This window comes from Ornithinibacillus xuwenensis (genome assembly GCF_039614845.1).
In the GTDB taxonomy this organism is placed as follows: domain Bacteria; phylum Bacillota; class Bacilli; order Bacillales; family Amphibacillaceae; genus Ornithinibacillus; species Ornithinibacillus xuwenensis.
This window is the reverse complement of the sequence record NZ_JBDIML010000003.1, coordinates 464749-487944: the sequence shown is the minus strand read 5'-3', so window position 1 is coordinate 487944 and position 23196 is coordinate 464749. Positions and strand designations below refer to the sequence as shown.

Sequence of the window (23196 nt, the reverse complement as noted above, 5' to 3'; positions counted from 1 at the left end):
CTGAAAGGTGGTATTCTATGCCAAATCATATTCGTACAGAAAACGTTCTAAAGGAATTCGGCGAGATTAAATTGGTAGGGTTTCGTGTCCTTTGTGAGGGAGATGCGTATCAAAAAGAAATACCAAAGGCGGCAAAAGAACTTGAAGAAAGAGTCAATGAGATTCGTTATCTAGTAGATACGAGACAAATAGGAGCGTTTAAGGTTGAAACGCAAGCTGCTGAGGAGGATGGTTATTGGATTGGTGTTCCTGTATCTAGGTTTAATGACATACCAGATGGAATGGTTGCCTTAACAATTCCTTCCCATAAGTACGCTTCCTTCATGCACAATGGACCTAAATATGATATTGGGAACAGTTATCAAATCCTGCATCAATGGATTGCAGAACATGGTTTAACACGCGCAACGAACAATTGGAGTTTGGAGTTTTATCAAATGGAAGAAATCTCCTCTGAAGAACTCCGTGTTGAACTGTGTGACGCTGTAATATGAAGAAATTTATCCATCAAAAAATAGAAGTAAAGGAGAAACGTCTATGAATGAAAAAGAAGTATCAAAATTGAATGCAAAACCCCTTCCAATTGAGGATTATAAGCCGCAACCGATTCCGCAATCTTTGAAGGTAATTTTAGGAGAGCAAAAAGAGCAGGGAGGTGAACAGAAATTGGAAGCAACTCTTGTTAAGGTGGATTCATTCCAAATGCTGGCAACAAAAGTGAAAGGGAAAATGAAGAACTTTGAAGCGGGCAAAGAGGTTCGAAAAGGCTGGAGGAGATTACAGGATGTTATTGCTCCTGATCGATCTATTTTAGTAGAAGAGAATGAGGGGATAGTCTTTTATAATCAAGCAGATATGGTACAGCCTGACGGTTCTATAGAACTTTGGGTGGGCGTCAAAGTAAATACGATTACAACTATTCCTGCTGAGTTTCAACTTGTAACCATCCCAGAAAGGAAGTACGCTAAAATCGAATGCCGTTGCTTTAGTAGAGAACAAATGGACCTTCGTTACAATTATTTAAGTCAATGGATGAATGAAGAAGGCTATCAACTTGATGATGGGCCAAATGCCTTCTCGCTTGAACCAAATCGATTAGATAAATTTAATACGTTTGAAGTTCCAGCTGACCAAATTCAAGCTTTTGATTTTGACATATTGTATCCAGTTAAAGAGGGATAAACACGTCCTGTCTCTTGGATAAATTCATTCGATTTATATCAATTCCAAAAAGCCGCTCGAGAATTTTTCTCTTGAAGCGGCTTTCACTATTCAATGGTTATTACCAAAAAAGCTAGCAACCTTGCAGTATTTTTCTGTCATTTTTAATTATCAAGTTATAAATATCCTTTTCTGTTTGGGTGATTGCTTCGTCAACAAGTGTTTGTTGATATGTATATTGTAGTAAGCTTTGTGTTTGTCTTAAGCTCTCAACTATTTTTGTCGTGTCTGGATATTTACTACCATTGAATTGTTTCATGCTTTTAAAGTGTATTTGGATGTTTTTTAAATCGTGTGAGTCTATTGGCCCATCTTCTCGCCAGCTCTTTAATAGATTTAATGTGCTATATGCTTCCCAAATAAATTCCTCATATACATGATGGTCATTATTACATTCTACCATTGCTCTTACTTCACCCCAAAAGTCCGACAAAACAAATGCTCAGTCATGAAAGAATCTCTCGATGCTGAATTACCATTTCCTTTATCTTTACTATCGTGCAAAATACCTATTATTCATTTTATACCCTCTATATGAGCGAATAAAGTTTCAATTAGCCACATTTTGATGATAGACTTGAAAAGATAACCGTGACAAATAGACACACTATAGATGCCTGAATTTTGTTACACTTAAAAAGTTAGTTCAACGAATCGGATGAAATAATTACCATGGAAGTGTTTACATACTCTATGTTTCAATAGCTTTGTATCCTTAAATCTAATCTAATTTAATAGGTTAACTAGATTTAGGTAAGGGGATTGGAGGATATATATGAAGAGAGAGTGGTTAATAACGATAAGGAAATCTCAAAACATGACTCAGGAGCAGGTTTCCAATGAAGCATTTATTGATAGAAGCTATTATTCCCAGCTTGAGAATGGAAAGCGAAACCCAGGAATTGAAGTAGCGATAAATATAGCTAAGGTACTAGATTTTGACCCAAGGCTGTTCTTCGAGGAAAGTCTATTAAAGGATCTGCAACGTGATAAAATTTCGATATCGGAGTATTTTAACAAGTTGAGTAAAGGGAAAACACTTTATCTCTATGAGAGTACTGAAGCATATATTTCGAATCTAATTTTATTTTTGCTGTCTGGTGTGAAAAATGATAGTTTATGCTTTTTAATAGAAAGTGATCATACCAAGGCGGTAGTCACGAAATATTTAAATAAACTATCAATTGAAATAAAGAATATATACTTCATTAATAAAGATAGAGACGTTGATCTGCAGCTTGAACAAGTTGATTCCATGATTAAAAAATACAAACTAAAGATTACAAACTTTCATTTTTGGAGCTTGGATGAACAAAGTGGAACCTTAGCTAAGTTGACTAAAATGTTGAAGGCAAATCAATTAAACATTCATTATCAAAATACTTTCTCTGTTTCTTCTTATAATGCTAAAGAACTATCCTCCGATAATTATATTAAAATGATGAGAAAATTTCCCTACTTAATGACCGATATGGAAATAGTCCTCTCTCCATTTTATGATTCCGGTAAAAATTTTAAAGTGTTTCCTTCATTTTTTAGGCAAGATAATACGAATTAAAATTGAATAAAGGTGAGAAGAACATGGTAAGATTGACAAAATATCTTGAAGTACAAAATAGAGCGCACATCCTATATTTTTTTCAAGCGCATCAATGCTATCTGCAAAATTTAGAAGCTTATATTGAAGAGGGATTAAAAAGAAAGCATCATCTCATAGTTATCGAGAATCCAGCTATATATAATGAATTAGAAAAAAAGTTTATCTTAAATCTTCCTAAGGAACAACAAGCTTACATTCACTATATCAATAATTTAAGCTACTATAATTATTATCATTCCTTTGACATACATAACATTATTGAAAAGTTTAGCGGACTACTGGATCCTTTTTTAGCTCAAAACATTGTCATGCGAACATGGGCTCATGTTGAATGGATGAACCAGGATAATATAATAGAAAAATTAGATGAGTTTGAAAAACTAGCTGATTGTGCGGTGAGCGATTTAGGGATAATGTCAGTATGTGCTTATGACTCATATGACATTACTGCTGCACTTCAAACCAAGTTGATGCGGAGTCATGAATATTTAATGACCGACTTAGAAATTGTTAAATCTCCTTTTTATCAAAAAACAAGTTAGATAGTTGTATGTACTTAAAAAATACCACGGTTTTATAAACTCTAACCCAAATAAAATGGGTTAGAGTTATTTAGATTGTAATATTGGGTCTTCGGGTTGCGGATTTTATTACTTTCAAAATTCTCCTTGGCTATAGGTTCTCACCTATAGTTCACGTGCTGAATATCGTATTGTGTTAAGCCAATAGCTAAGGAGGGATTTAATGGGATATTATGTTCCGGTAGAGCAAGGTGTAAATTTGTTTGTAGAGGATGTTAATCCGAGTGGTAATAAGAGTAATAAGACAATCGTATTTATCCATGGTTGGCCATTAAGTCATAAACAATTTGAATACCAGTTTGATGTGCTTGCTGGTAAGGAATATCGTTGTATTGGTATTGATTGGAGAGGGTTCGGTAAATCAGATAAACCAATACATGGCTATACGTATAATCGATTAGCAGCTGATATCCATGCTGTGATCCAAGCACTCCAATTAAAGGATGTGACACTTGTTGGGCATTCGACAGGAGGTGCCATTGCAATACGATATATGTCTAAGTACAATGGCCATGGGGTATCGAAGCTTGTACTGGTTGACGCAGCAGCACCAATTGGATTTACAGCGGAAAATGCAAATAAGCTACTAGAAGAAACGTTAAATGACCGGCCAAAGATGATGCAGGGTGTAACGGATAACTTTTTCTTTCAATATATTACGAAGCCATTCTCTGATTGGTTCTTTCAAATGGGCTTAGAAGCAGCAGGCTGGTCAACCGCAGCAGTGATTAAACTACTTCGAGACGAAAATGTATATGAAGACCTTCCGAAAATAGCTGCCCCTACTTTAATTATTCACGGTACACATGACAGCGTAATCCCATTTAAACAGGCACAGCAATTAAATCAAATGATACCAAAATCAGAGCTTATTCCATTTTATTATAGTGGTCATGGTGGCTTTTGGGAGGAACGTGAAAAATTTAATGATTTAGTCGTTCAATTTATGCAATAGTACGTACATGAAAAAACAGAAGAATGTCTAATTCTACTGTTTTTTTGTTATGATAGTAGGATAGTGATTACTTTGTGATGCTTAGGGCCCTACATAATAAGGTATACGGTCAGGGGATAGATTTATGCTTTTTCTCTGTTAATGATCAAAGCAGCGTGTTTTTATTGATGGGAGTTTTTGGGATGCACTGGAAAAAATATCTGATACTCTTACCTCCATTTGTACTAATTGTCATTTTGTTATCCATTTATTTACCCTCTGAGTATAAGCAGTATGCCATTATAGGTGTCCTATTATTTTGGGTAACTTATTACACATGGGTTTATTTGGACAAGAAAAAGCAAGAAAGGAAGCCTGAGTAACCCTTTCTATGTACCCAGCTATAATCCTGACAACTAAGTTTTTTTATGGAGCTGGGACAAAACTAAAAGGTAATTCTGAAAGGCCGAACGATAAACTAAACTAGATCCGGAAATATACGTAGACTCCTGCGGGAGGAAAGGCATCGGTGAGACCCCGCAGTGCGCTAGCGCGAGGAGGCTCACCAGCTGCCCACGGCAAGGTAGACACTGTGAGGTTGCTCACGAACAGTTGTCGCCCCTGTACTGGAAGTGAAAGCGAAGTATATTTCCGGATCGGAATATATGCACAAGCTATAATCGTTCGTTTTTTTCCTTGCTAAAAATACTTTTGTCCCTTCCTCTATATCTTAAAATAGAGGTAAATTATCCAGATTGTTTTCCTTAATTCCATCAGGCTCACTACGTATTATATCGCGCCCGTACTTATGGAATACATCAATGTGAGCTAAGTGACCTGCTTTTGCTTCTTCTAAAGCAGTGATATAATCCAACTCACGGCCCGAATTTGTCTTAAATGCAATAATGTCACCACTGTGATTTTTGCGGACTGCGACAATCTTTTCTGTATCATTAGGAGCTTCTTCATTCGAAATTGTTTCATGCTTATTTCTATAGTCGTTGTAGATTTGTTCGAAGTTTTTTTCTGTCAAAATTAAAACCTCCTTATGAATGCGTGTCGTCTTGTATTTGTTTTTTTACCGCTTCTGGATCGGTATCACTGTAGATGGATGTCCCATGACCTCCAGTCGTCCTCGCTAACAATTCTTTTACCTCATTATAGGAAAGACCTGAATTGGCATTTTTCTGTTTTACCTCTTCTATATTAGTTCCCGCAACCGTAAAGGAATTTTTTTCGTTCATACAGAGACTCCTTTTTATTGTTATGTTGTGTTACTTTCTAAATGAATACTCTAGAAATAATATTAAATTTCTGTTTTTTTAAACTGTCACATGAGATAATAAGGAAACAAAATGGAAGGCTTTTTGTAGCAATAGGGGGAGACATGCATGAAGGCAAAGGCATCATTTATCTTGGTAATGCTTCTGTTTGGAAGCATTGGGTTGTTTGTGAAAAATATTAACCTTTCTTCCAGTGAAATTGCACTTTTTAGAGGAGCTATTGGAAGTTTGTTTTTAATAGGAGCCAGCTTCTTTATCAGACAAAAATTTAATTTTAAAACAACAAAACGTAATTTGTTGTTCCTGGTAATATCAGGTACAGCGATGGGATTCAATTGGATTTTTCTTTTTGAAGCATATCAGTACACGACAATTTCAAATGCTACATTAAGCTATTATTTCGCGCCAGTGTTTGTAATGGTTTTAGCACCATTTCTTCTAAGAGAAAAATGGACGTTGAAGAAGGGATTTAGTATAGTTATTGCACTAGTCGGGTTGTTTTTAGTCGTACAGCCTGATGCAGGATTAATCAATCAATCCTATAACCATCCAATTGGTATTGCATTTGGATTACTAGCAGCTGGACTGTATGCGAGTGTTATCTTAATCAATAAATTCATAAAAGACTTATCGGATTATGAAACAACTGTTATGCAATTATCAATTGCTTCCATTATCTTATTTCCGTATGTCGCGTTTACGGAAAAAATGAACTATACCAATTTAGGTATGCAGTCTATTATTTTGGTTTTAGTTTTAGGTATTATACATACTGGGTTTGCTTATTTATTATACTTTTCTTCGATGAAGAAATTGAAAGGACAAACGATAGGGGTATTGAGCTATATCGATCCAATTTCAGCTGTGGTGATGGCAGCAATTATCTTAAGCGAAAGTATGAGTGCTGTACAAATGGTGGGCGGAATATTTATTCTAGGATCTACCTTGATAAGTGAGGTAACAATTAGGAAGCCTAAAGGAAATAAAAGGTTTGTTGGGGAGTAAGTATAGTCTGTTGAGATGGAAGTATTCTATGTACACCGCTGATTAATCAGCGGTTTTTTTGCGGTTATTTATAGGCTTCTTTAGTATATACGTTTGTTGCATTCCAAATGAGGTATTGTGTTATTCCTTGATCGTTTAGTGCTTTTATTTGGTTTTGTACGTCTTGAATGGTGTAACTACGCTTATAATCGAAATCCTGTATCCAAGGACGAATAGTGGCTGCGTGCTTTCCGTTGGTCTTTAACTTTTGATTTCGTTGTTTCGCGTCTTGCATTGCCTGAAGCATAACATCATATGGAGATGCATCCGGGTTCTTAATGCCGTATGAGCCTGGTGCATAATGGGAAGGATAGGTCATCGGTGAGATATAGTCCACATTTGGGGAAATATTCTCCCAAACCTGTCCTATTCCCATGTCATCGGTAGCCGTTGTAACGAGACCAAACACGTCAGCAGAAACATAAACGGGATATTCCTGTAACTGTTCATTAGAATAGTTTAGGAAAGCTAGAATGTTTTCTGCTTTTGTGCGGTTTTCTGGATTGGCAAAGGCTACTTCCTGATCTACTTTTTTTCCATTCTCAGGAAATCGAATATAATCATATTGAATTTCATCAAATCCACTGTCGGCTGCTTCTTGAGCAATCGATGTAATATAGTTCCATACTTCCTTTTTGTATGGGTCAACCCATTTTGTACCTGCAGCATCCTGCCATACGCTACCATCACTTCGTTTCATCGAAAAATCCGTTTTATTGGCAGCAAGATATGGGTCTTTAAATACAACGATACGAGCGATGGTATAGATTCCTTCTTCTTTCAATCGCTTGATGAGTTTTGCTAAATCTCTTGTTGCGGGATTACTATCGGAGCCAATTTGATTCACTAAGTCGATATTCGAATCATACGTTAGCTTGCCAAAATCATCCTTAATATCAATTACTGCCGCGTTAAGATTTGTGCCTTTTATGAGGTCAATATATTTCTGGATATTTTCTTCTTTTATTGAAGTACGGTTTAAATACAACCCTTTAACCTCTACTTTATCAGGCTTCTTCGGCGTAATATCTTTCTTATTCTCTTTTTGATTCGACTCTAAAGATGTGTCTTCCTGTAATAAGTCGGATATCCCAGTTGCATTCGCCGGGTCTTCAGAGCTTATTCGTTCATTACTTATTGGAGTGTTATCATCTATAGCATAATCGCCATCTGGTGTGATGGGCGTTGTTTGTGCTTCATCTTGTGCGTCATTCGTACATCCAGTGATGAACATGAATAATATGAAAAATGTAAGCATCCGTTTAATCAGATTAATCCCTCCTTTTGCTCTTACATTGTGCGCTCAGAATGCTTTGTATTCGAGTCATTTATTAGCAAAAGCGTTTGTTTTTTCTTATACATGATAATGTAGGTTAAGGGAAGGATAAAGAACGCATTGATAACATACAAAATTATTCGGGGGAATCTGTATGGGATTTATTCAACTTGTTAAGAAGGGAAATACATCTTCTGGAATAGCTGCATTAGGGAATGCTTTTTTGGCAGGAATTAAAGGTGTGGCAGCGGTGATTAGTGGTAGTGGGACGATGTTTGCTTCATCGATGCACTCACTCGCTGATGCAGTTAACCAAGGGTTTGTGTTTTTTGGGAGCGTTCTTTCAGAAATGAAGCCTTCCAAGCGTTTTCCAATTGGATTCGGGAGAGTCATTAATATATTTTGTATGGTTGCGGTAATCGTTGTGACGGTTATGGCATACGAAACAATTAAAGAGGGCTGGCATCTCATTCAGCATCCTCAGGAGGCAACCAATTTTTTACTTAATGTTGGCATCCTTCTTGTGTCCTTTCTTATTGATGGATTTATTTTAATAAAAGCAATGAAGGAAATTAAAGAAGAAGCCAATCTTGAACAAAGTGGAAACATCTTTGTATTAGCTTTTAAAGGTGCACGAAAAGCCTCTCCAGCAACTCGTTTAGTTTTTTATGAGGATTTAGTCGCCACTTCTAGTGCGGTACTTGCCATAATTGGTATTGTTTTGGCACAGTATTTCAATATTTTGCAGGCTGATGGGGTTATTTCAATCTTTATTGGGATATTAATGCTATTTGTGGCGTTTCGGGTTGGATATGATAACATGGTCGGCTTAATCGGCGTTTCGGCACCAGCAGACGTAGAAAATAAAATAGCAAAAGATTTATTAGCAGATGAAACCGTGATGGATATCTATTATTTACGGGTAATACAAGAAGGTCGTACGTATCATGTTGAAGTGACTGTTGAACTTAAAAAGGGATTTTCACTGGCTGATGCGGATGATATTAAATTTAAGCTAACCGATCGCTTATTACGGGAACCAGATATCGCGGATGTTGTATTGGGTATTATTGAGGATGATGAGGTTAAATCCTGGAAAGAAAAAAAGGAAAATAAATAAGCGAAGAATTAAAAACTCTTCGCTCTTTCACGAGAACCTAGACACCATTCTTCAAATTCATGAACAGGTATCGGTTTACTATAATAATATCCCTGACCATAAACTTCATGTACAGCAAGTAATTCAATTTGCTCCTTTGTTTCAATTCCTTCAACAACTACTTTTGTATTTATTTTTTTACCAATTTGTATGATTGCTTCTAATAAGGATTGGACACGATTGTTTTTAAAGGAATCATTTAAAAAGGAACGATCGATTTTTAATTCATCAATTTCAATATTTCGAATCATGCTTAGAGACGAATAACCTATACCAAAGTCATCGAGTGATACGCCAACACCTAGCTCTCGTAACTCTAAAATGTTTTCTTTGGCATCTTCATAATAAAGAAAAGCACTTTCCGTTATTTCTAGTGTTAGTAGCTGAGGATTAACGTCTTCCTCCAAAACAATGCTTCTTACACGATCAATAAAGTTAGGAGTCATAAGCTGTCTGGTTGAGATATTAACGGAGATTGGAAACGACGTAAATCCCTTCTCGTGAAACCGTTTTACATCTCGACAAGCTTGTCTTAGCACCCATTCGCCGATTGGAATAATGAGTCCTGTTTCTTCTGCAATTGGAATAAATTCATCAGGCGGAATTTTTCCCAACTCACATTCCCAGCGAAGTAGTGCTTCAGCACCGGAAATTTGATAGGTTGCAATATCGAATTGTGGTTGATAATGTACGATAAGTTCATCTTTCTCAATTGCTTTATGTAAATAAGTTTCTAAAATCATTTTTCGTTTCATTTTTTTATTTAGTTCTTCATTGTAGAACTGATAATTGTTTTTACCATTTTCCTTTGCTAAAAACATTGCAAAATCAGCTTTTTTAATTAATGCTTCAGCATCGTCTTCCCAATCATGATTAACACTAATTCCGATACTAGGAGTCGAAATAATCTCGGTTCCGTTTATGGAATAAGGAGCGTTCATTTCAAGAATTATCTTCCTAGCAAGTGTCTCAATCTCTGGCAGTTCACGATTTTCAACTAGCACTAAAAACTCATCACCACTTTGTCGGGAAACAATATCACTTTCTCTTAGGATGGTCTTGAGGCGATTAGCAATTCGAATCAGTAGCTCATCACCAGCACTATGTCCTAACGTGTCATTTACTCGTTTGAAATTATCAAAATCAATAAACATTATAGCCAAAGGGCGACTATATTTTTTGGTGGAAATTAATGCTGTATCAAGATAATTTTGAAACCATTTACGATTGGTCAATCCTGTTAATGAATCATAATGTATCAATTGATTCATTTTTTGTTCGACCTTTTTTTGACTTGTTATATCAAATACTACCCCATCTACGCGGGTTACTTCACCGTGTCTGTCTATGTAGGGGGTTGCACGATCTTGAATCCATCTTACTTCACCACTAGCATGGAAAAATCGGTAAGTAATACTAGTTTTTTTCCCTGCCCGTTGTTGCTCTAAAGCATTCAACAAAATTTCTTTATCATCCGGATGGACTACATCTAACCAAAGATTTGGGTTCTCTTTTAAAATGTCACTTGTTACACCATAAATACTGGCATAGCCTTCAGAAAAGATATGCTCATCAGTTTCCTGATTCCACGTCCAAAAAGTGATGTCATTGTTTTCAAATATCTTTTTTAGCTGAATTTCATTCGTCTTAATTTTCCAAGCAAGTGTACCAATTGAAAGTGCAATAAATAAGCCGATTCCATATGGAAACAAATTTTGAACAGAAAGTTCATTCGGAGTGGCAACAATGTTCATCATGGTATATATGCCACTGAGAATCACAATAAAAGCGACCCCACCATAAATACCACCATAGTATGAAAACATGGCCACTAAAATGATATTAATTGTCCAATACATGCCCTCTGTTTCAATTGGTGTATTGGTTTCAATATAGATGGAAATAGCTATAACCAATACACTAATAATCCAAAGACTTATAGGTATTCTTTTAATACTAAGTTTTGTCATGATATTCACCTGTCAAAAAATGTCGAAATAGTACTTGATACTTAGTAGTTTACCATAACTTTCAAAAATTGAAAAAGTATTATTTGATTAGTGTAGCATTTTCTTATAGTCAGAAATTAGTGATAGGCAACTATCTTATAAACGAGGATGTTTGTTTATGGAGAGCTTTTTTAATACATTTGGAAATATTGAAGCAATTAAATATGTCATGAATTCAATTGAAGATATGGTCTTTATCATGAAGGTAGAGAATGACCATTTTAAGTATGAATATATCAATGAGGCGACTAGTAAGGTATTAAATTATAGAAATCACGAGATTCGAGGGAAGATAATAGAAGAAGTAGTACCACATCATATATCCAGACAGTTAATTACGCAATATAATAAGGTTGCTCAAACACTACGACCACAGAAGTTTGAACTAAATTATTCAACAAAAAGCTTAGAATTAATTGGTGAGGTGTCATTAAATCCAATATTATCTGATGATGGTAAATGTATATTCATCATCGGTATTGTGCGTGACTTAACGGAAAGAGCGAAACAATATCAAGAATTACATGAGCTAAAATTAACGTTACAGTCAAAACAAGAGCAGCTAGCATTTAGTAAGCAGCAATATGAGGCGTTATTCCTCAATCATCCTGATGCCATGTTTTTAATGGACTTAGAAGGGGGATTTATTAGCTGCAATCCTGCAGCTGAACGGCTAGCGGGATATTCTCAAGCAGAATTAATTGGGAATTCTTTTACAGATTTTCTTTCGGATACTGAAGTTGATAATACAGTGGATAAATTTAATGCTTGTATAGCTGATAGAAAAGCAATAAGTTATGAAGTAGATTATCTTGATAAGAACCAGAATAAACTGACCCTTCTAATTACAAATATTCCACTGCTAGTTCATGATAGAATGGAAGGTGTATTTGGGACGGCAAGAGATATTACTGAAATTAAGCGACAACAGGAGCAGCTCGCCCAAATGGCCTATTTTGACTATCTAACAGGATTATCCAATAGACGAGTATTTGATGAGGAACTAGCATGGGCACTAGATAAGGCTGTATTAACAAATGAATCAGTTGCACTCATGATATTGGATGGGAAGGAATTTAAGAAAATTAATGATAGCTTTGGCCATGATACTGGTGATGCTGTTATTAAGGAGATGGCGAAACGAATCCAGGTTGCCGTCAGAAAGACCGATATCGTAGCAAGATTAGGTGGCGACGAGATTGGGGTTATTTTACCGGATATTGAGACTAAGGAATTGGTGGAAAATATAGCAGAAAGAATAATTAAGAGTATGCATGAGCCATTACACTTTAATAATGCTCGGATTCTTTTTGGCATGACGATTGGGATTGCGATATTTCCGACACATGCTAGGCAAAGAAACGATTTAATAAAATTTGCTGATGAAGCCTTGTATCATGCTAAGAGAAATGGTTTTGATTATTCATTTTACAATAAAAGTTAGTCAATTGGTAAAATTTTCATTAGTCAAGTATTATGATTATAATTTATAATTGTATATAATAATTACTTGCTAATGATTTGTTTAGTATAGCGTTAATAGGCAAAAAGACCTATTGTTTTCCTAGTAGTTATTTAGTATTTTTTAACTATACTCACGAGAAAAATAGCAAAATCTATAGTAATAAAGTCTATAGAATCGACGTCAATTCATAGATAGAGTGTGAGATTATATGATGATACAAAAAGAAAAATTCTTAAATAATGTCCTCTTAAATGGAATTCAAGATATGGTCTACATTATGGAATTAGGCCATAATGGGCAGTTTGTCTATAACTTTATTAATCTTGCAGTAAAAAAGTATGCAGGATTTACGGATGCTATTATTGGGAAGAACTTTTATGAAGTATTAGATAAACAAACAGCTGACTTCTTACATCAAAAATATGAGGAAGCGATTAGGACGAGAGATTGTGTCGTTTATGAGGATCTCTATCCATCTCCGCTTGGTGAAACTCGTTATGGTGAGAATGTGCTCACGCCACTCATTGATGATGATGGGAACTGTGTTAGTGTTGTTGCTGTTGTTAAAGATATTACTGAGCGTAAAATTGCAGAGCAGGCTGCTGTAAAGGCACATGAGATGTTGGTGGAAGGGAAACAGCGCTACCAATCTCTTTTTGATTATAATTTAGATGCTGTTATTGCTATCGATGAGGATGGAATGATAGTAGCAGGAAATCGTTCACTTGAATTAATTACAGGCTATACCTATCAAGAGCTGATTGGTATTCCATATACGACACTTGTCGTTGATCAGGATATTCAAAATGCAGAGAAGTATTTTGAAATCGCTATTAATGGTATTTTGGAAGAGTTTCGGATTAAGATGAAGAATAAGAATGGTCGTACGATTGAATCGATTGTGAAGTTTACACCCATTATTGTCAATAATCAAACAGTGGGAATTTATGCGATTTGTAAGGACATGACAGAACAAATCAAAATTCAAAACAAATATAATGAAAGTGAAAATAAATTCGAGATTATTGCGGAGAACTCTGGTGATCTAATTACTATGCTGGATTATAGAGGAAAAATAACCTATGTTTCACCATCTTATCGCGATGTGCTTAATTTTGATGCTGATGAGTATATTGGAAAAGATTTTTACCATAATGTTCATCCAGAGGATATTCAACCATTATTACAGTCATTTGAACAATCTAAGAAGAATCGAAAGCCTTGGGTTGCTCAATTTAGACAGAAGCATCAAACGATGGGGTGGATATGGTCTGAATTGAGAGGCTCTCCTGTTTACAATTATAAAAATGAGTTTAAGCAGATGGTTGTTCTATCCAGAGATATTTCGATGCGTAAAAACTATGAAGATAAATTGAAATACTTTGCATACCATGATTCCTTAACAGGACTACCAAATAGACGATATTTTAATATGCAACTAAAAGAAGCATTAGAAGAATATGAGCATGATGGTAGTAAATTAGCTGTTATTATTATGGATTTAGATCATTTTAAATCAATTAATGATACATTTGGTCATGATGTCGGTGATAAAGCGATATCAGAATTTGCCCTAAGAGTAGGTAAGAAAATTCGCCAGGCAGATACATTAGCACGACTTGGTGGAGACGAGTTTGTTCTTTTGATGAAAGACTGTGAAAATAAGGAAGAGGTAATTGGAATAGCAGATGAAATTATTGAAGCAGTAAAAGCTCCATGGGTTATTGAAGATGCAAAGTTTGTGACAACCACGAGTATTGGGATTTCTTTATTAGCAAAAGATAAAGCGAATACATTTGAATCCTTGATGAAAAATGCGGACCAAGCCCTTTATGAAGCAAAGAATGCTGGTGGCAATCAATATTTTTTGAAGCAGTAAAAAAACGTCTTTACCTAGTCGGTAAAGACGTTTTTTTTGGGGTAAATGGTTATTTCCATTGCAGGATGCTTTTAGCAGCTTCTGCTTTAAGATCAAGATTATAGTTCTCGATAACATTCCAAAGTAGATACCATGCTAGTCCTAACGCTGCAATGATGAATAATATGATTATAAATACGATTATTTTTCCCTTCATACAAATCACCCTCTAAATAGGTTCAGTCTAATCTATCGTTAATAGCTTAGCAAAACTAGAATTTAAAGTAAACTGAATCTATTTAATTGCCTCCCGAACATCATAGTTTTCTAAATTAATCTCGACTGTTTCTCCTAGAGCAAGTTTGGCAAGCTGTGTACCTAAATATGGACCAGTTGTCAGGCCTGAAGATCCAAGTCCATTTGCAATTAATAATCCATTAATTTCTGGTAAGCGCCCAATAACAGGAAGAAAGCCTGGGGTAAATGGGCGAAATCCAACTCTAGCTTCAATGATGGCACTTTGTTCTAGACCGGGTAGGACTTGTAATGCTTTTGAAAGTATATCCTGAATTCCCCCGGCTGTTACACGATGATCAAAGCCTGTATCATTCTCATGTGTCGCACCAACAATAATACGGTGTTGAAATGGTACAATCGATTGACTAGTTGGAGGCATTAAAACGGGCCAATTTGAGGAATCCACATTTGGTAATTCTAGATGTAGTATTTGTCCCTTTTGGAAGGATGACTGAAATTCGATTCCTAACGGGCGGAGGAAATCAGCCATCCATGCCCCGCAGGTAGCAATGACAGTATCAGCCTCATAGCGTTTTTTATTGATAAATATCCCATTTACGTTCTTTCCTGTATAGGAAAGGGTTGCATTTCCATGAATAAACGCAGCACCATGTTTTTCAGCTGCGCGAAGTAGCGCATTTCGAAAAGCTCGTCCATCAACTCTTGCAGCACCTGCAACGTGAACAGAGGAATACGTTGCATCTACCATGGGAAAAAGCGCTCTTGTTTCAAGAGAATTGAGTAGCTTTACTTCTCCAATTTCAGGAGCATCCTCTCTACGCTTTAGTGCTCTATCTTTCATCGTAGTTAATTTTTTTTCATCCTGATGAAGGCTAAGCGCACCTACCTTTGCATAGCCTGTATCCTCTTCGCCATCTTTTTGAAGTTCTTCTACTAAGTCGGGATAGATTTTGGCACCATTTTTTGCTAGATGATACCAAGCTTTGTTTCTCCTCTGGGATAACCAGGGACAAATTACCCCTGCAGCTGCATCAGTAGCTTGACCAGTATCTGGACGGTCAACAATAAGGACCTCTGCACCTGCTTTCGCTAGTTTATAAGCTGTGGTCGCCCCTAATATTCCGGCGCCAACTATAATATATCGCTTCATTGTAAAAATCCTCTTCATCTATAGTTTCTATACTCATAACTATAAAAACAATTGTTGAATTTGTAAAATATGATTAGGTACATAGAATAAATATTTAATCCAACAATAATTTATGGTAATCTTGTAACTGAATATGAAATGTTAAAAAATGCTATACATATAAAGGAGAATGAAGATGGAAAAAACGCTCGTTTTTGGTCACAAAAATCCTGATACAGATACTATTTGCTCTGCATTGGCATATGCCAATTTAAAAGCAAAGCTAGGTGTTCATGCAGAGGCTGCTAGACTTGGAGAAGTAAATAAAGAAACACAATTTGCATTAGATTACTTCCAAGTAGAGGCACCTGTATTTATTGAAGCAGTTCCAGAAGATGTTAAAGATGTTATTTTAGTGGATCATAATGAGTTTCAACAAAGTGTTAGCAATATTAAAGATGTTCGAATTACAGAGGTAATTGATCACCACCGTGTTTCTAATTTTGAAACAAAGGAGCCACTTTATTTTCGCGCTGAGCCAGTAGGCTGTACAGCAACTATCTTGAATAAGCTATATAAAGAAAATGGTGTAGCGATAACAAAGGAAATAGCAGGCTTATTATTATCTGCTATCATTTCTGATTCATTATTATTAAAGTCACCAACTTGTACACAAGAAGACATTGATGCTGCCCATGAATTAGCTAAAATAGCAGGAGTTGATCTTGATAAGTATGGTCTTGATATGCTGCAAGCTGGAGCTGATTTAAGTGATAAATCAGCACAGGAATTAATTACAATGGACGCAAAAGAATTTGCGATGGGGAATGCTAAGGTTGAAATCGCACAGGTAAATACAGTTGATGCAAGTAAAGTATATGAGCTTCAATCGGAGTTAGAAGAAGAAATGGATAAAGCGATAAATGACAAGGGATTAGATTTATTCCTATTCGTCGTCACGGATATTTTAAACAATGATTCTGAGGTATTTGCTCGTGGTACTGGTAAAGACAAAGTAGAAGAAGCATTTGGTGCATCCTTAGACTCTAATAATAGAGCGTTATTAAAAGGTGTAGTATCTCGTAAGAAACAAATTGTAACAGCTTTAACAGATGCTTTTACAAAATAATTATTAAATGAAAGAACCTCCAGGTTAAGTTAAGTGTACCTGGAGGTTTTTTAATGGAAGTATACTTCTACGGTGATGAATGGCTGCAGGAACAATCTAAATGCTACTTCATATTTTTAATCTTATTTACAATGCTGCTTACAACTTGGTTCATCGATTTGTCTGAGGTGTTCATTGAGGACATTTGATTACGAAGGTTACTTACATTTTGGTTGAATTTATTTTTAATATTTTGCATCTCAGCTTGTGCTTTGGTTTGAAAGTTTTGAATCATTATATTACCTCCTTTCTCGTAATAGCATATGATAGGAAGTAATAGTTGCTAGTATGTTTTCATCATTTCTAATAGTTTTAATAGAGAAAATAGATACTTGTTTAGTCTTCTTTATTTAACATTTTAGACATCATTTCGGTCATCTCTGCCATCTTTTTTTCATCATTCATCATTTCCTGCATCATATCCATTGCAGTCTCTTTCATTGCAGGATCATTCATCATTGTTTTAAGCATCTCAGATGTGTCAACATTATCACCGAGATTCTTTAGGACATCGGACATTTTTTTATCCTTAGACATCGTATTCATCACCCCTTTGAATGATTTTTGTTGTAAATATTTCCCTGCACTTGAAAGCATATTTTTTACATATGCTTTTCCTTTTTCAGATTTTATGGTCGAAAATATTTCCTTTATTTTTTCTCTAATTAATGCTTCTAACTCATTCACACCATCACCACTTTTTTGTTTAGATGTTTTTTCTTTATTAGACTTTGTAGCAGCGTTTATTGGATATATTTTTGTGCTTTTAGGGGAATGGTTTGGTGCGTCACTCACTTGATGTGAAGATTGCTTTTCTGGAGGCTGAATTTTCTGGGGATGCGTTTTATTAGTTTTTAATTCCTTATATTTCCCTGCTGCCGTTTTCTTAAAGCTGGATTGTTTCAATCAGTTCACCACCTTTTTCTTTGTTCGCTTACTATACATAGGTACGTTATATGTTCAACATTAGTAAGTGTAGATGACTATCTTTTCCTGGGAATTACTATAAAATATATGCTTGCCTACTAGAAACAAGGGTGTTTATCGCATTAATAGTATATAAATCCTACTTGATTCAACCATTTTTCAATAGAGAGGTTATTTCGTCCAAACTAAAAAGGTACCTTTTCATAGCTTATTAATGTGAGATCTCATAGAACACTATGGGAGGTGAGTTGGATGTTAGCAGCATTAATCTTGTTGTTTGTATGGTTCGTAATCTTCACTCCAATTATTTTGTTAATCGCGCTTCTTATTGCGTTATTTTAATTAATTGGTAGAAAAGTCTATCCATTATAATTCCTCTAGTTTAAATGAAGGTAGTAGCTATCTATTAGGTAGCTACTACCTTCTTTAATATAAACGTACATATGCATAAATTTTCACCTCCTCCCAACACTAAAGACATACCTTGAAAGGAGGTAAAAATATGGGTGGAAGACCTAAGGGACCAAAACAGCAGAAGCAACCTAATCTTCCTCTAGGACCAGAGATGCCATATGGTGAAGGCTTAGATGGATCTAAAAAGGTTAAGAATAAAAATCACTCACGTCAGAAACATAATCCACATCATGGGTTATAGATAGGTTAAAGGCAGTCATTCGGCTGTCTTTTTCTATTGCTTCTAGTGATAGGTTAACCTATTATAAAAATAATAGTGGGAAAGTTCAGGGATTCATTCTATATATTCATATGAATCCTTTCGTACATTGCTGGAAAAGGTGATAAATAGAGGAGGAAATGAAATGGCGGTAATAAAGGATTCGTGGTTTACGGTTGAGCAAATTGATTCAACAACCTATGCCATTAGTGAATATGGACATTGGGAAAAGGTCCACTCGTTTTTATTGATTGGGGAAGAAAGAGCTGCGTTAATCGATACGGGCTTAGGAATTGATAACATGAAGCGGATTACCGATCAGCTTACCGATTTACCGATTGTAGTGATTACAACACATGTTCACGCAGATCATATCGGCAGTCATGGGAAATTTGAAACCATTCTAGTACATCAAGCAGAAGCGGATTGGCTACTGAATGGAATCAAAGGCTTACCTTTGGAACAAATCCGAAAAGATATCAGCAGAGATATTACAATACCAACTCCAAAAGAATTTGATCCAAATACATATGTGCCATTTAAAGGAAAACCAACAGAGCTTTTGTCTGATGGTGACCTAATTGATTTAGGAAATCGCTTGTTAACGATTTTCCATACACCTGGACATTCTCCTGGACACATCTGTATTTTAGACAATGATCGGGAGTATTTATTCACTGGAGATTTATTATATACGGATACGCCAATTTATGCTTTTTATCCAACGACAGATCCAGAGGAATTAGTAAGTTCTTTAGAGAGGATTTCCTTTTTACAAGTCCGTAAAGTATATGGATCCCATAACACCTTAGGATTAGATCCAAGTATTCTTTTCGATGTCCAGGATGCTGTATATGAGCTACGGCGGAAGGACGTTATTAGACACGGAACAGGGTTGCATGAATTTAAAACAATTTCGTTGAAATTTTAAGGGGGGATTCCTTGTTTGATTCCATGCAAGTGCTAAGGATTGGAAATGTGAGACAACAGGCTGCATATCACGCCATTCAGAAATTAGAAATTATGGAAGCTTTGGCAGCTTATCATCCAACCCTATGTGGTACCATGCCGCTAGAAATTGATGTTGAAGGATCAGATCTTGATATTATTATGGAGGTAGAAGATTTTGATCACTTTAAAAAAGATGTTATGAGGCTGTATCAGAACAAGGAAGGATTTAGACTAAAAGAGAAGATGATCAGAGGAAATCATGTCGTAAAAGCTAATTTTCTTTTTCTGGATTTTGAATTTGAATTATTTGGGCAGGCTTTACCTGTAACGGAACAAAACGCTTATATTCATATGGTAATAGAGCATACGCTTCTCAAACATAATCCATCCATCAAAGAAAAAGTTATCGCGTTAAAGCAGGAAGGTATGAAAACCGAGCCTGCTTTTTGTATGGTGCTCGGGATAAATGGTAATGACCCTTATCAAAAATTAATCGAGTATGGGAAACAATTAAAGCTCGTAAAAGGAATTGGAATCCTAGAAAGCTTTCCTAACACTAAGCAGCAGTAACAATTTTTGTGTTATCCGTCTCAAGACTGAAACATTTTCAACCCAAGGGCCGTAGAATGACCTAGTGATGTTTTTTATACTACAAATAGAAATGATAAAGGGGATGAGACGAGTGACACAGCCTGTTGTTGAGGTGAAAAATCTTAAAAAGTCTTATAAGAAACGTAAGACCAAAGCGTACATAACTGCTGTTGATGATATTTCATTTACGGTAAATAAAGGAGAGATACTAGGTCTCCTAGGACCTAATGGTGCTGGTAAAACTACCACGATTAAGATGATTTGTGGATTAGTTGTTCCGGATAGTGGTTCAATCTTGATAAATAACACAGATAATCAGAAAAAACGCCTAAGAGCTCGTGAGCATATTAGTGCAGTATTAGAAGGAAACCGAAACTTGTATTGGCGATTAACCGTACGTGAGAACTTAGAGTATTTTGCAGGTAATCGAGGGAAATCACGTAAAGAGGTTTCCGCACAAATTGATGAATTACTTGAACAGTTTCACTTGCAGGATAAGGAAAATGAACTAGTCAATCGATTGTCGAGAGGTATGCAGCAAAAGCTGGCAATTGCTGTTGCAATGCTTGCAAATACAGAGGTTATCTTATTGGATGAACCGACACTTGGTATAGATATTGAAACTGGCTATGAAGTCCGTGAGATACTGCGCGATATCGTGAGAGAGCAAAAGAAAACCATTATTATTACTTCACATGATATGGATGTTATTGAGGACTTATGTGAACGCACTGTTATTATTAATAATGGAAAAATAGTTACCGATGATCGTGTGGAAAACTTGTTAAAGCTATTTGAGGTTCGTGCTTATTCCATTAAGCTTGGTGGGCATTTGAGTAAAGAACAACATGATACACTACTTCAAAAATTCCCTCAGCTCGTTTACACCCCTGATACGTATCAATCCATGCTGGAAGTCGACCTTACAAAGAGTGAAGCAATTTATGATTTATTTGATGTACTGAAACTAGAGCAAATCCCAGTGGATACGATTGATCGTAAAACAATTAATTTCGAACAGGTCTTTATGAAGATTGTAAAGGGGGAAAACGAATATGCGCTTCCTGAACGTGTTTAATGCCAATATTCGAAGAGAATACATTCTATTAAAACGCTATTTACCAAATACGATTGCCATGCTTATTACCTTCTACGTGCTTTTCTTAGGAATGTTTGCGGGGATTTCTTTAATCGGCGATCCCAGCTCACAGGATACTAATATTCAATACGTAATAGTCAATTATATATTCTGGTTCTTAGCGATGGTCGTTGTCAATGATATAGGCTGGCAAATTACAAATGAAGCAACACAGGGTACTTTAGAGCAGCTCGGAATGTCGCCAATTGGTATTTGGAAAATCATGTTGTCACGATTGCTGTCTTCAACCATAATTGAATTCATAATCATTGTGTTCTTATTATATGTAAGTATGCTAACAGCAGGGCAATGGTTGAATGTTGATGTACTATCGATATTACCGATATTAATATTGACACTGATTAGTATGTTTGGGCTTGGATTAATCATTGCAGGATTCACAATGATTTTAAAACAAATTCAGGCATTCTTACAAATACTTCAATTTATTCTTGCAGGATTAACATTTGTTCCATTATCGGTCGCACCATTTTTAGCTTTCTTCCCATTTGTAAAAGGGATCGATATGGTACGTGAAGTGATGATAAATGGTGTCACCCTAAGTGAATTTACGATGGGAGATATCGCGATATTACTATTTAATGCTGTGTTTTATTTTGCGATAGGGTTACTGGTTTTCTTACGTTGTGAACGCTTCGCCATGAAGAAAGGTTTACTTGCTCATTATTAAAACAGGGTAAAGTGGTACTGGTTTTCTGGTGCCACTTTTTTATACTCTTTATATGTGAATCATTTTATAGTGTTAGCGCGTCTAATGGATAAAGGGGGCGAACAACACATGAAGCTAGTTCGACTTTTGATTAGTGTCTCGCTAATCACGATGACAATTTTACTGATTCCGTTACCAACCTATGCCTGTTCTTGTGTAGAGCCACAGTCGGTACAGGATGAGTTAGAGCGTTCAAGCGTGGTTTTCCGAGGGAAAGTCATGGAAATGAATGATGTGAATTATTCAAAAAAAGTACTGTTTAACGTAAAAGAAATCTGGAAGGGGTTTGAAGAATCCCAAACCATTATTAAAACGGGAATGGGTGGTGGCGATTGTGGTTTTGAATTTAAGACTGGTCAAGAATATTTGGTGTATGCTAGAGGTATGAATGAATATGGAGACTATTACTCAACTGGGATTTGTGATCGAACATCAGTGATTCAATCAGCAGGTGAAGATTTGGAGCTATTAGGACAAGGAATGGCTCCATCTAGGGATATTGATTTATCTAACGAGGTCAGAAGAATTTTCCCCAATGGAATCGTTTTGGTAATGTGGATCGGTATTGGTATAATTGTCCTATTAACCGTTGTGGCGGTTTATCGCCTAAAGAAGAAACTGCCATAGGGATGTACCCTAGAAAAAATATCAGCGAATTCCCCGAAAATAGGTAGCTGTCTGATGCAACTATCCGTCAGCTGTCATAGGTTATTAGTGAACTTATCACAAGAAAGGGGATTTTAAATGGGACATCATCACAGACCACATTGTGGACGCCCGAAGCAAATTGTTTATCCTACAAAACAAGATGTTGTACATTGTTGCTCTGAAGAAACGATACAACACGTGCATCCTTCTCATACAACCGTAATGAATCATCATTTAATTAAAAACCAACACGTATACCCTCATTCAACATCTGTCGTAAATACAGTAAATAGTGTCAATCAATTTGGAGGAGCATTCAATGTACCTGCAGGCCCTGGAATGGGACCAGGTACTGCACCAGGTCAAGTAGCAGGAGCGATGGATCCTGGCGCAGGATTACCAGGCTGGGGAAACAACCCAGGAAATCCAGGGAACCCAGGTAATCCTGGTCAGGTAGCAGGAGCAATGGACCCAGGCATGGGACCGATGAATCCAGGTATGGGAGCTGGACCTCAGAACTGGAAAAAACCAAATAAATGGTGTTAACATGATA

General features: G+C 36.1%; 27 protein-coding genes. 19 read left to right on the top strand and 8 right to left on the bottom strand.

Going from position 1 to position 23196, the window contains the following annotated elements; genetic code table 11:
• The first annotated feature begins 17 nt into the window (after window positions 1-17).
• Together ABC228_RS11940 and ABC228_RS11935 are read left to right on the top strand one after the other, a co-directional pair.
• Window positions 18-494 carry a GyrI-like domain-containing protein gene (locus ABC228_RS11940; RefSeq protein ID WP_345825369.1) on the top strand — a complete coding sequence of 159 codons (477 nt, stop codon included), beginning with the start codon at window positions 18-20 and terminating at the stop codon, window positions 492-494.
• Between the two features lie 43 nt (window positions 495-537).
• On the top strand, window positions 538-1182 hold the full coding sequence (locus tag ABC228_RS11935; protein WP_345825368.1) for a GyrI-like domain-containing protein: 645 nt from the start codon (window positions 538-540) through the stop codon (window positions 1180-1182).
• Between the two features lie 112 nt (window positions 1183-1294).
• Here the strand turns inward: ABC228_RS11935 and ABC228_RS11930 are convergent, their stop codons facing one another.
• On the bottom strand, window positions 1295-1624 hold the full coding sequence (locus tag ABC228_RS11930) for a hypothetical protein (protein WP_345825367.1): 330 nt from the start codon (window positions 1622-1624) through the stop codon (window positions 1295-1297).
• A gap of 372 nt (window positions 1625-1996) precedes the next feature.
• Between ABC228_RS11930 and ABC228_RS11925 the strand changes: the two genes are divergently transcribed.
• The 4 genes from ABC228_RS11925 (at window position 1997) to ABC228_RS11910 (ending at window position 4719) form a co-directional block, all read left to right on the top strand.
• Window positions 1997-2779, top strand: a complete 783-nt coding sequence (locus tag ABC228_RS11925; RefSeq protein ID WP_345825366.1) for a helix-turn-helix domain-containing protein — start codon at window positions 1997-1999, stop codon at window positions 2777-2779.
• 23 nt (window positions 2780-2802) lie between these two features.
• Entirely contained in the window at window positions 2803-3363 is a 561-nt protein-coding gene (locus ABC228_RS11920) for an MEDS domain-containing protein (RefSeq protein ID WP_345825365.1), read from the top strand.
• Window positions 3364-3565: 202 nt separating this feature from the next.
• Window positions 3566-4357, top strand: coding sequence for an alpha/beta fold hydrolase (locus ABC228_RS11915; protein WP_345825364.1), 792 nt, complete (start codon window positions 3566-3568; stop codon window positions 4355-4357).
• A 182-nt stretch (window positions 4358-4539) separates the two neighbouring features.
• Entirely contained in the window at window positions 4540-4719 is a 180-nt protein-coding gene (locus ABC228_RS11910; protein ID WP_345825363.1) for a hypothetical protein, read from the top strand.
• A 347-nt stretch (window positions 4720-5066) separates the two neighbouring features.
• On the opposite strand, the gene ABC228_RS11905 is transcribed toward ABC228_RS11910, so the two are convergent.
• Window positions 5067-5369 carry a DUF3892 domain-containing protein gene (locus ABC228_RS11905; RefSeq protein WP_345825362.1) on the bottom strand — a complete coding sequence of 101 codons (303 nt, stop codon included), beginning with the start codon at window positions 5367-5369 and terminating at the stop codon, window positions 5067-5069.
• Window positions 5370-5382: 13 nt separating this feature from the next.
• Complete coding sequence (locus tag ABC228_RS11900) at window positions 5383-5580, bottom strand: gamma-type small acid-soluble spore protein (RefSeq protein WP_345825361.1); 198 nt, start codon at window positions 5578-5580, stop codon at window positions 5383-5385.
• A 147-nt stretch (window positions 5581-5727) separates the two neighbouring features.
• Between ABC228_RS11900 and ABC228_RS11895 the strand changes: the two genes are divergently transcribed.
• The gene (locus tag ABC228_RS11895) at window positions 5728-6624 is read left to right on the top strand and encodes a DMT family transporter (RefSeq protein ID WP_345825360.1); all 897 of its coding nucleotides are present in this window, start codon (window positions 5728-5730) and stop codon (window positions 6622-6624) included.
• A 64-nt stretch (window positions 6625-6688) separates the two neighbouring features.
• On the opposite strand, the gene ABC228_RS11890 is transcribed toward ABC228_RS11895, so the two are convergent.
• Window positions 6689-7921: a putative glycoside hydrolase gene (locus ABC228_RS11890; protein ID WP_345825359.1), complete on the bottom strand. Its 1233-nt coding sequence runs from the start codon at window positions 7919-7921 to the stop codon at window positions 6689-6691.
• Window positions 7922-8093: 172 nt separating this feature from the next.
• Between ABC228_RS11890 and ABC228_RS11885 the strand changes: the two genes are divergently transcribed.
• A complete protein-coding gene (locus ABC228_RS11885; protein WP_345825358.1) occupies window positions 8094-9059 on the top strand; it encodes a cation diffusion facilitator family transporter in 966 nt (321 codons plus the stop codon).
• A gap of 8 nt (window positions 9060-9067) precedes the next feature.
• Here the strand turns inward: ABC228_RS11885 and ABC228_RS11880 are convergent, their stop codons facing one another.
• Window positions 9068-11068: a putative bifunctional diguanylate cyclase/phosphodiesterase gene (locus ABC228_RS11880; protein WP_345825357.1), complete on the bottom strand. Its 2001-nt coding sequence runs from the start codon at window positions 11066-11068 to the stop codon at window positions 9068-9070.
• Window positions 11069-11225: 157 nt separating this feature from the next.
• Here ABC228_RS11880 and ABC228_RS11875 point away from each other — a divergent pair, with 157 nt between their 5' ends.
• Together ABC228_RS11875 and ABC228_RS11870 are read left to right on the top strand one after the other, a co-directional pair.
• Window positions 11226-12551, top strand: coding sequence for a sensor domain-containing protein (locus ABC228_RS11875; RefSeq protein ID WP_345825356.1), 1326 nt, complete (start codon window positions 11226-11228; stop codon window positions 12549-12551).
• Between the two features lie 229 nt (window positions 12552-12780).
• Complete coding sequence (locus ABC228_RS11870) at window positions 12781-14451, top strand: diguanylate cyclase domain-containing protein (RefSeq protein WP_345825355.1); 1671 nt, start codon at window positions 12781-12783, stop codon at window positions 14449-14451.
• A 49-nt stretch (window positions 14452-14500) separates the two neighbouring features.
• Here ABC228_RS11870 and ABC228_RS11865 read toward each other — a convergent pair whose 3' ends face one another.
• Together ABC228_RS11865 and ABC228_RS11860 are read right to left on the bottom strand one after the other, a co-directional pair.
• A complete protein-coding gene (locus ABC228_RS11865) occupies window positions 14501-14647 on the bottom strand; it encodes a hypothetical protein (protein WP_345825354.1) in 147 nt (48 codons plus the stop codon).
• Between the two features lie 78 nt (window positions 14648-14725).
• Window positions 14726-15838, bottom strand: a complete 1113-nt coding sequence (locus ABC228_RS11860) for an NAD(P)/FAD-dependent oxidoreductase (protein WP_345825353.1) — start codon at window positions 15836-15838, stop codon at window positions 14726-14728.
• A gap of 175 nt (window positions 15839-16013) precedes the next feature.
• Between ABC228_RS11860 and ABC228_RS11855 the strand changes: the two genes are divergently transcribed.
• On the top strand, window positions 16014-16946 hold the full coding sequence (locus ABC228_RS11855) for a manganese-dependent inorganic pyrophosphatase (RefSeq protein WP_345825352.1): 933 nt from the start codon (window positions 16014-16016) through the stop codon (window positions 16944-16946).
• A 53-nt stretch (window positions 16947-16999) separates the two neighbouring features.
• Window positions 17000-17134 (top strand): hypothetical protein, encoded by a 135-nt coding sequence (locus ABC228_RS11850; RefSeq protein ID WP_345825351.1) that lies wholly within the window; start codon window positions 17000-17002, stop codon window positions 17132-17134.
• Between the two features lie 187 nt (window positions 17135-17321).
• Here ABC228_RS11850 and ABC228_RS11845 read toward each other — a convergent pair whose 3' ends face one another.
• Window positions 17322-17891 (bottom strand): hypothetical protein, encoded by a 570-nt coding sequence (locus ABC228_RS11845; protein WP_345825350.1) that lies wholly within the window; start codon window positions 17889-17891, stop codon window positions 17322-17324.
• 523 nt (window positions 17892-18414) lie between these two features.
• Here ABC228_RS11845 and ABC228_RS11840 point away from each other — a divergent pair.
• The 7 genes from ABC228_RS11840 to ABC228_RS11810 all read left to right on the top strand — a co-directional run bounded on the left by ABC228_RS11840 (window position 18415) and on the right by ABC228_RS11810 (window position 23189).
• The gene (locus ABC228_RS11840; RefSeq protein WP_345825349.1) at window positions 18415-18567 is read left to right on the top strand and encodes a small acid-soluble spore protein P; all 153 of its coding nucleotides are present in this window, start codon (window positions 18415-18417) and stop codon (window positions 18565-18567) included.
• Between the two features lie 163 nt (window positions 18568-18730).
• Window positions 18731-19516 carry an MBL fold metallo-hydrolase gene (locus ABC228_RS11835; protein ID WP_345825348.1) on the top strand — a complete coding sequence of 262 codons (786 nt, stop codon included), beginning with the start codon at window positions 18731-18733 and terminating at the stop codon, window positions 19514-19516.
• Between the two features lie 11 nt (window positions 19517-19527).
• Complete coding sequence (locus ABC228_RS11830) at window positions 19528-20106, top strand: DUF4269 domain-containing protein (RefSeq protein WP_345825347.1); 579 nt, start codon at window positions 19528-19530, stop codon at window positions 20104-20106.
• 112 nt (window positions 20107-20218) lie between these two features.
• Window positions 20219-21205, top strand: coding sequence for an ABC transporter ATP-binding protein (locus ABC228_RS11825; RefSeq protein ID WP_345825346.1), 987 nt, complete (start codon window positions 20219-20221; stop codon window positions 21203-21205).
• Complete coding sequence (locus ABC228_RS11820; protein WP_345825345.1) at window positions 21183-21956, top strand: ABC transporter permease; 774 nt, start codon at window positions 21183-21185, stop codon at window positions 21954-21956. The genes ABC228_RS11825 and ABC228_RS11820 overlap by 23 nt, the downstream gene beginning before the upstream one ends.
• Before the next feature lie 108 nt (window positions 21957-22064).
• Window positions 22065-22622, top strand: a complete 558-nt coding sequence (locus ABC228_RS11815; RefSeq protein ID WP_345825344.1) for a hypothetical protein — start codon at window positions 22065-22067, stop codon at window positions 22620-22622.
• A gap of 117 nt (window positions 22623-22739) precedes the next feature.
• Window positions 22740-23189 (top strand): CotD family spore coat protein, encoded by a 450-nt coding sequence (locus ABC228_RS11810; RefSeq protein ID WP_345825343.1) that lies wholly within the window; start codon window positions 22740-22742, stop codon window positions 23187-23189.
• Window positions 23190-23196 lie beyond the last annotated feature (7 nt).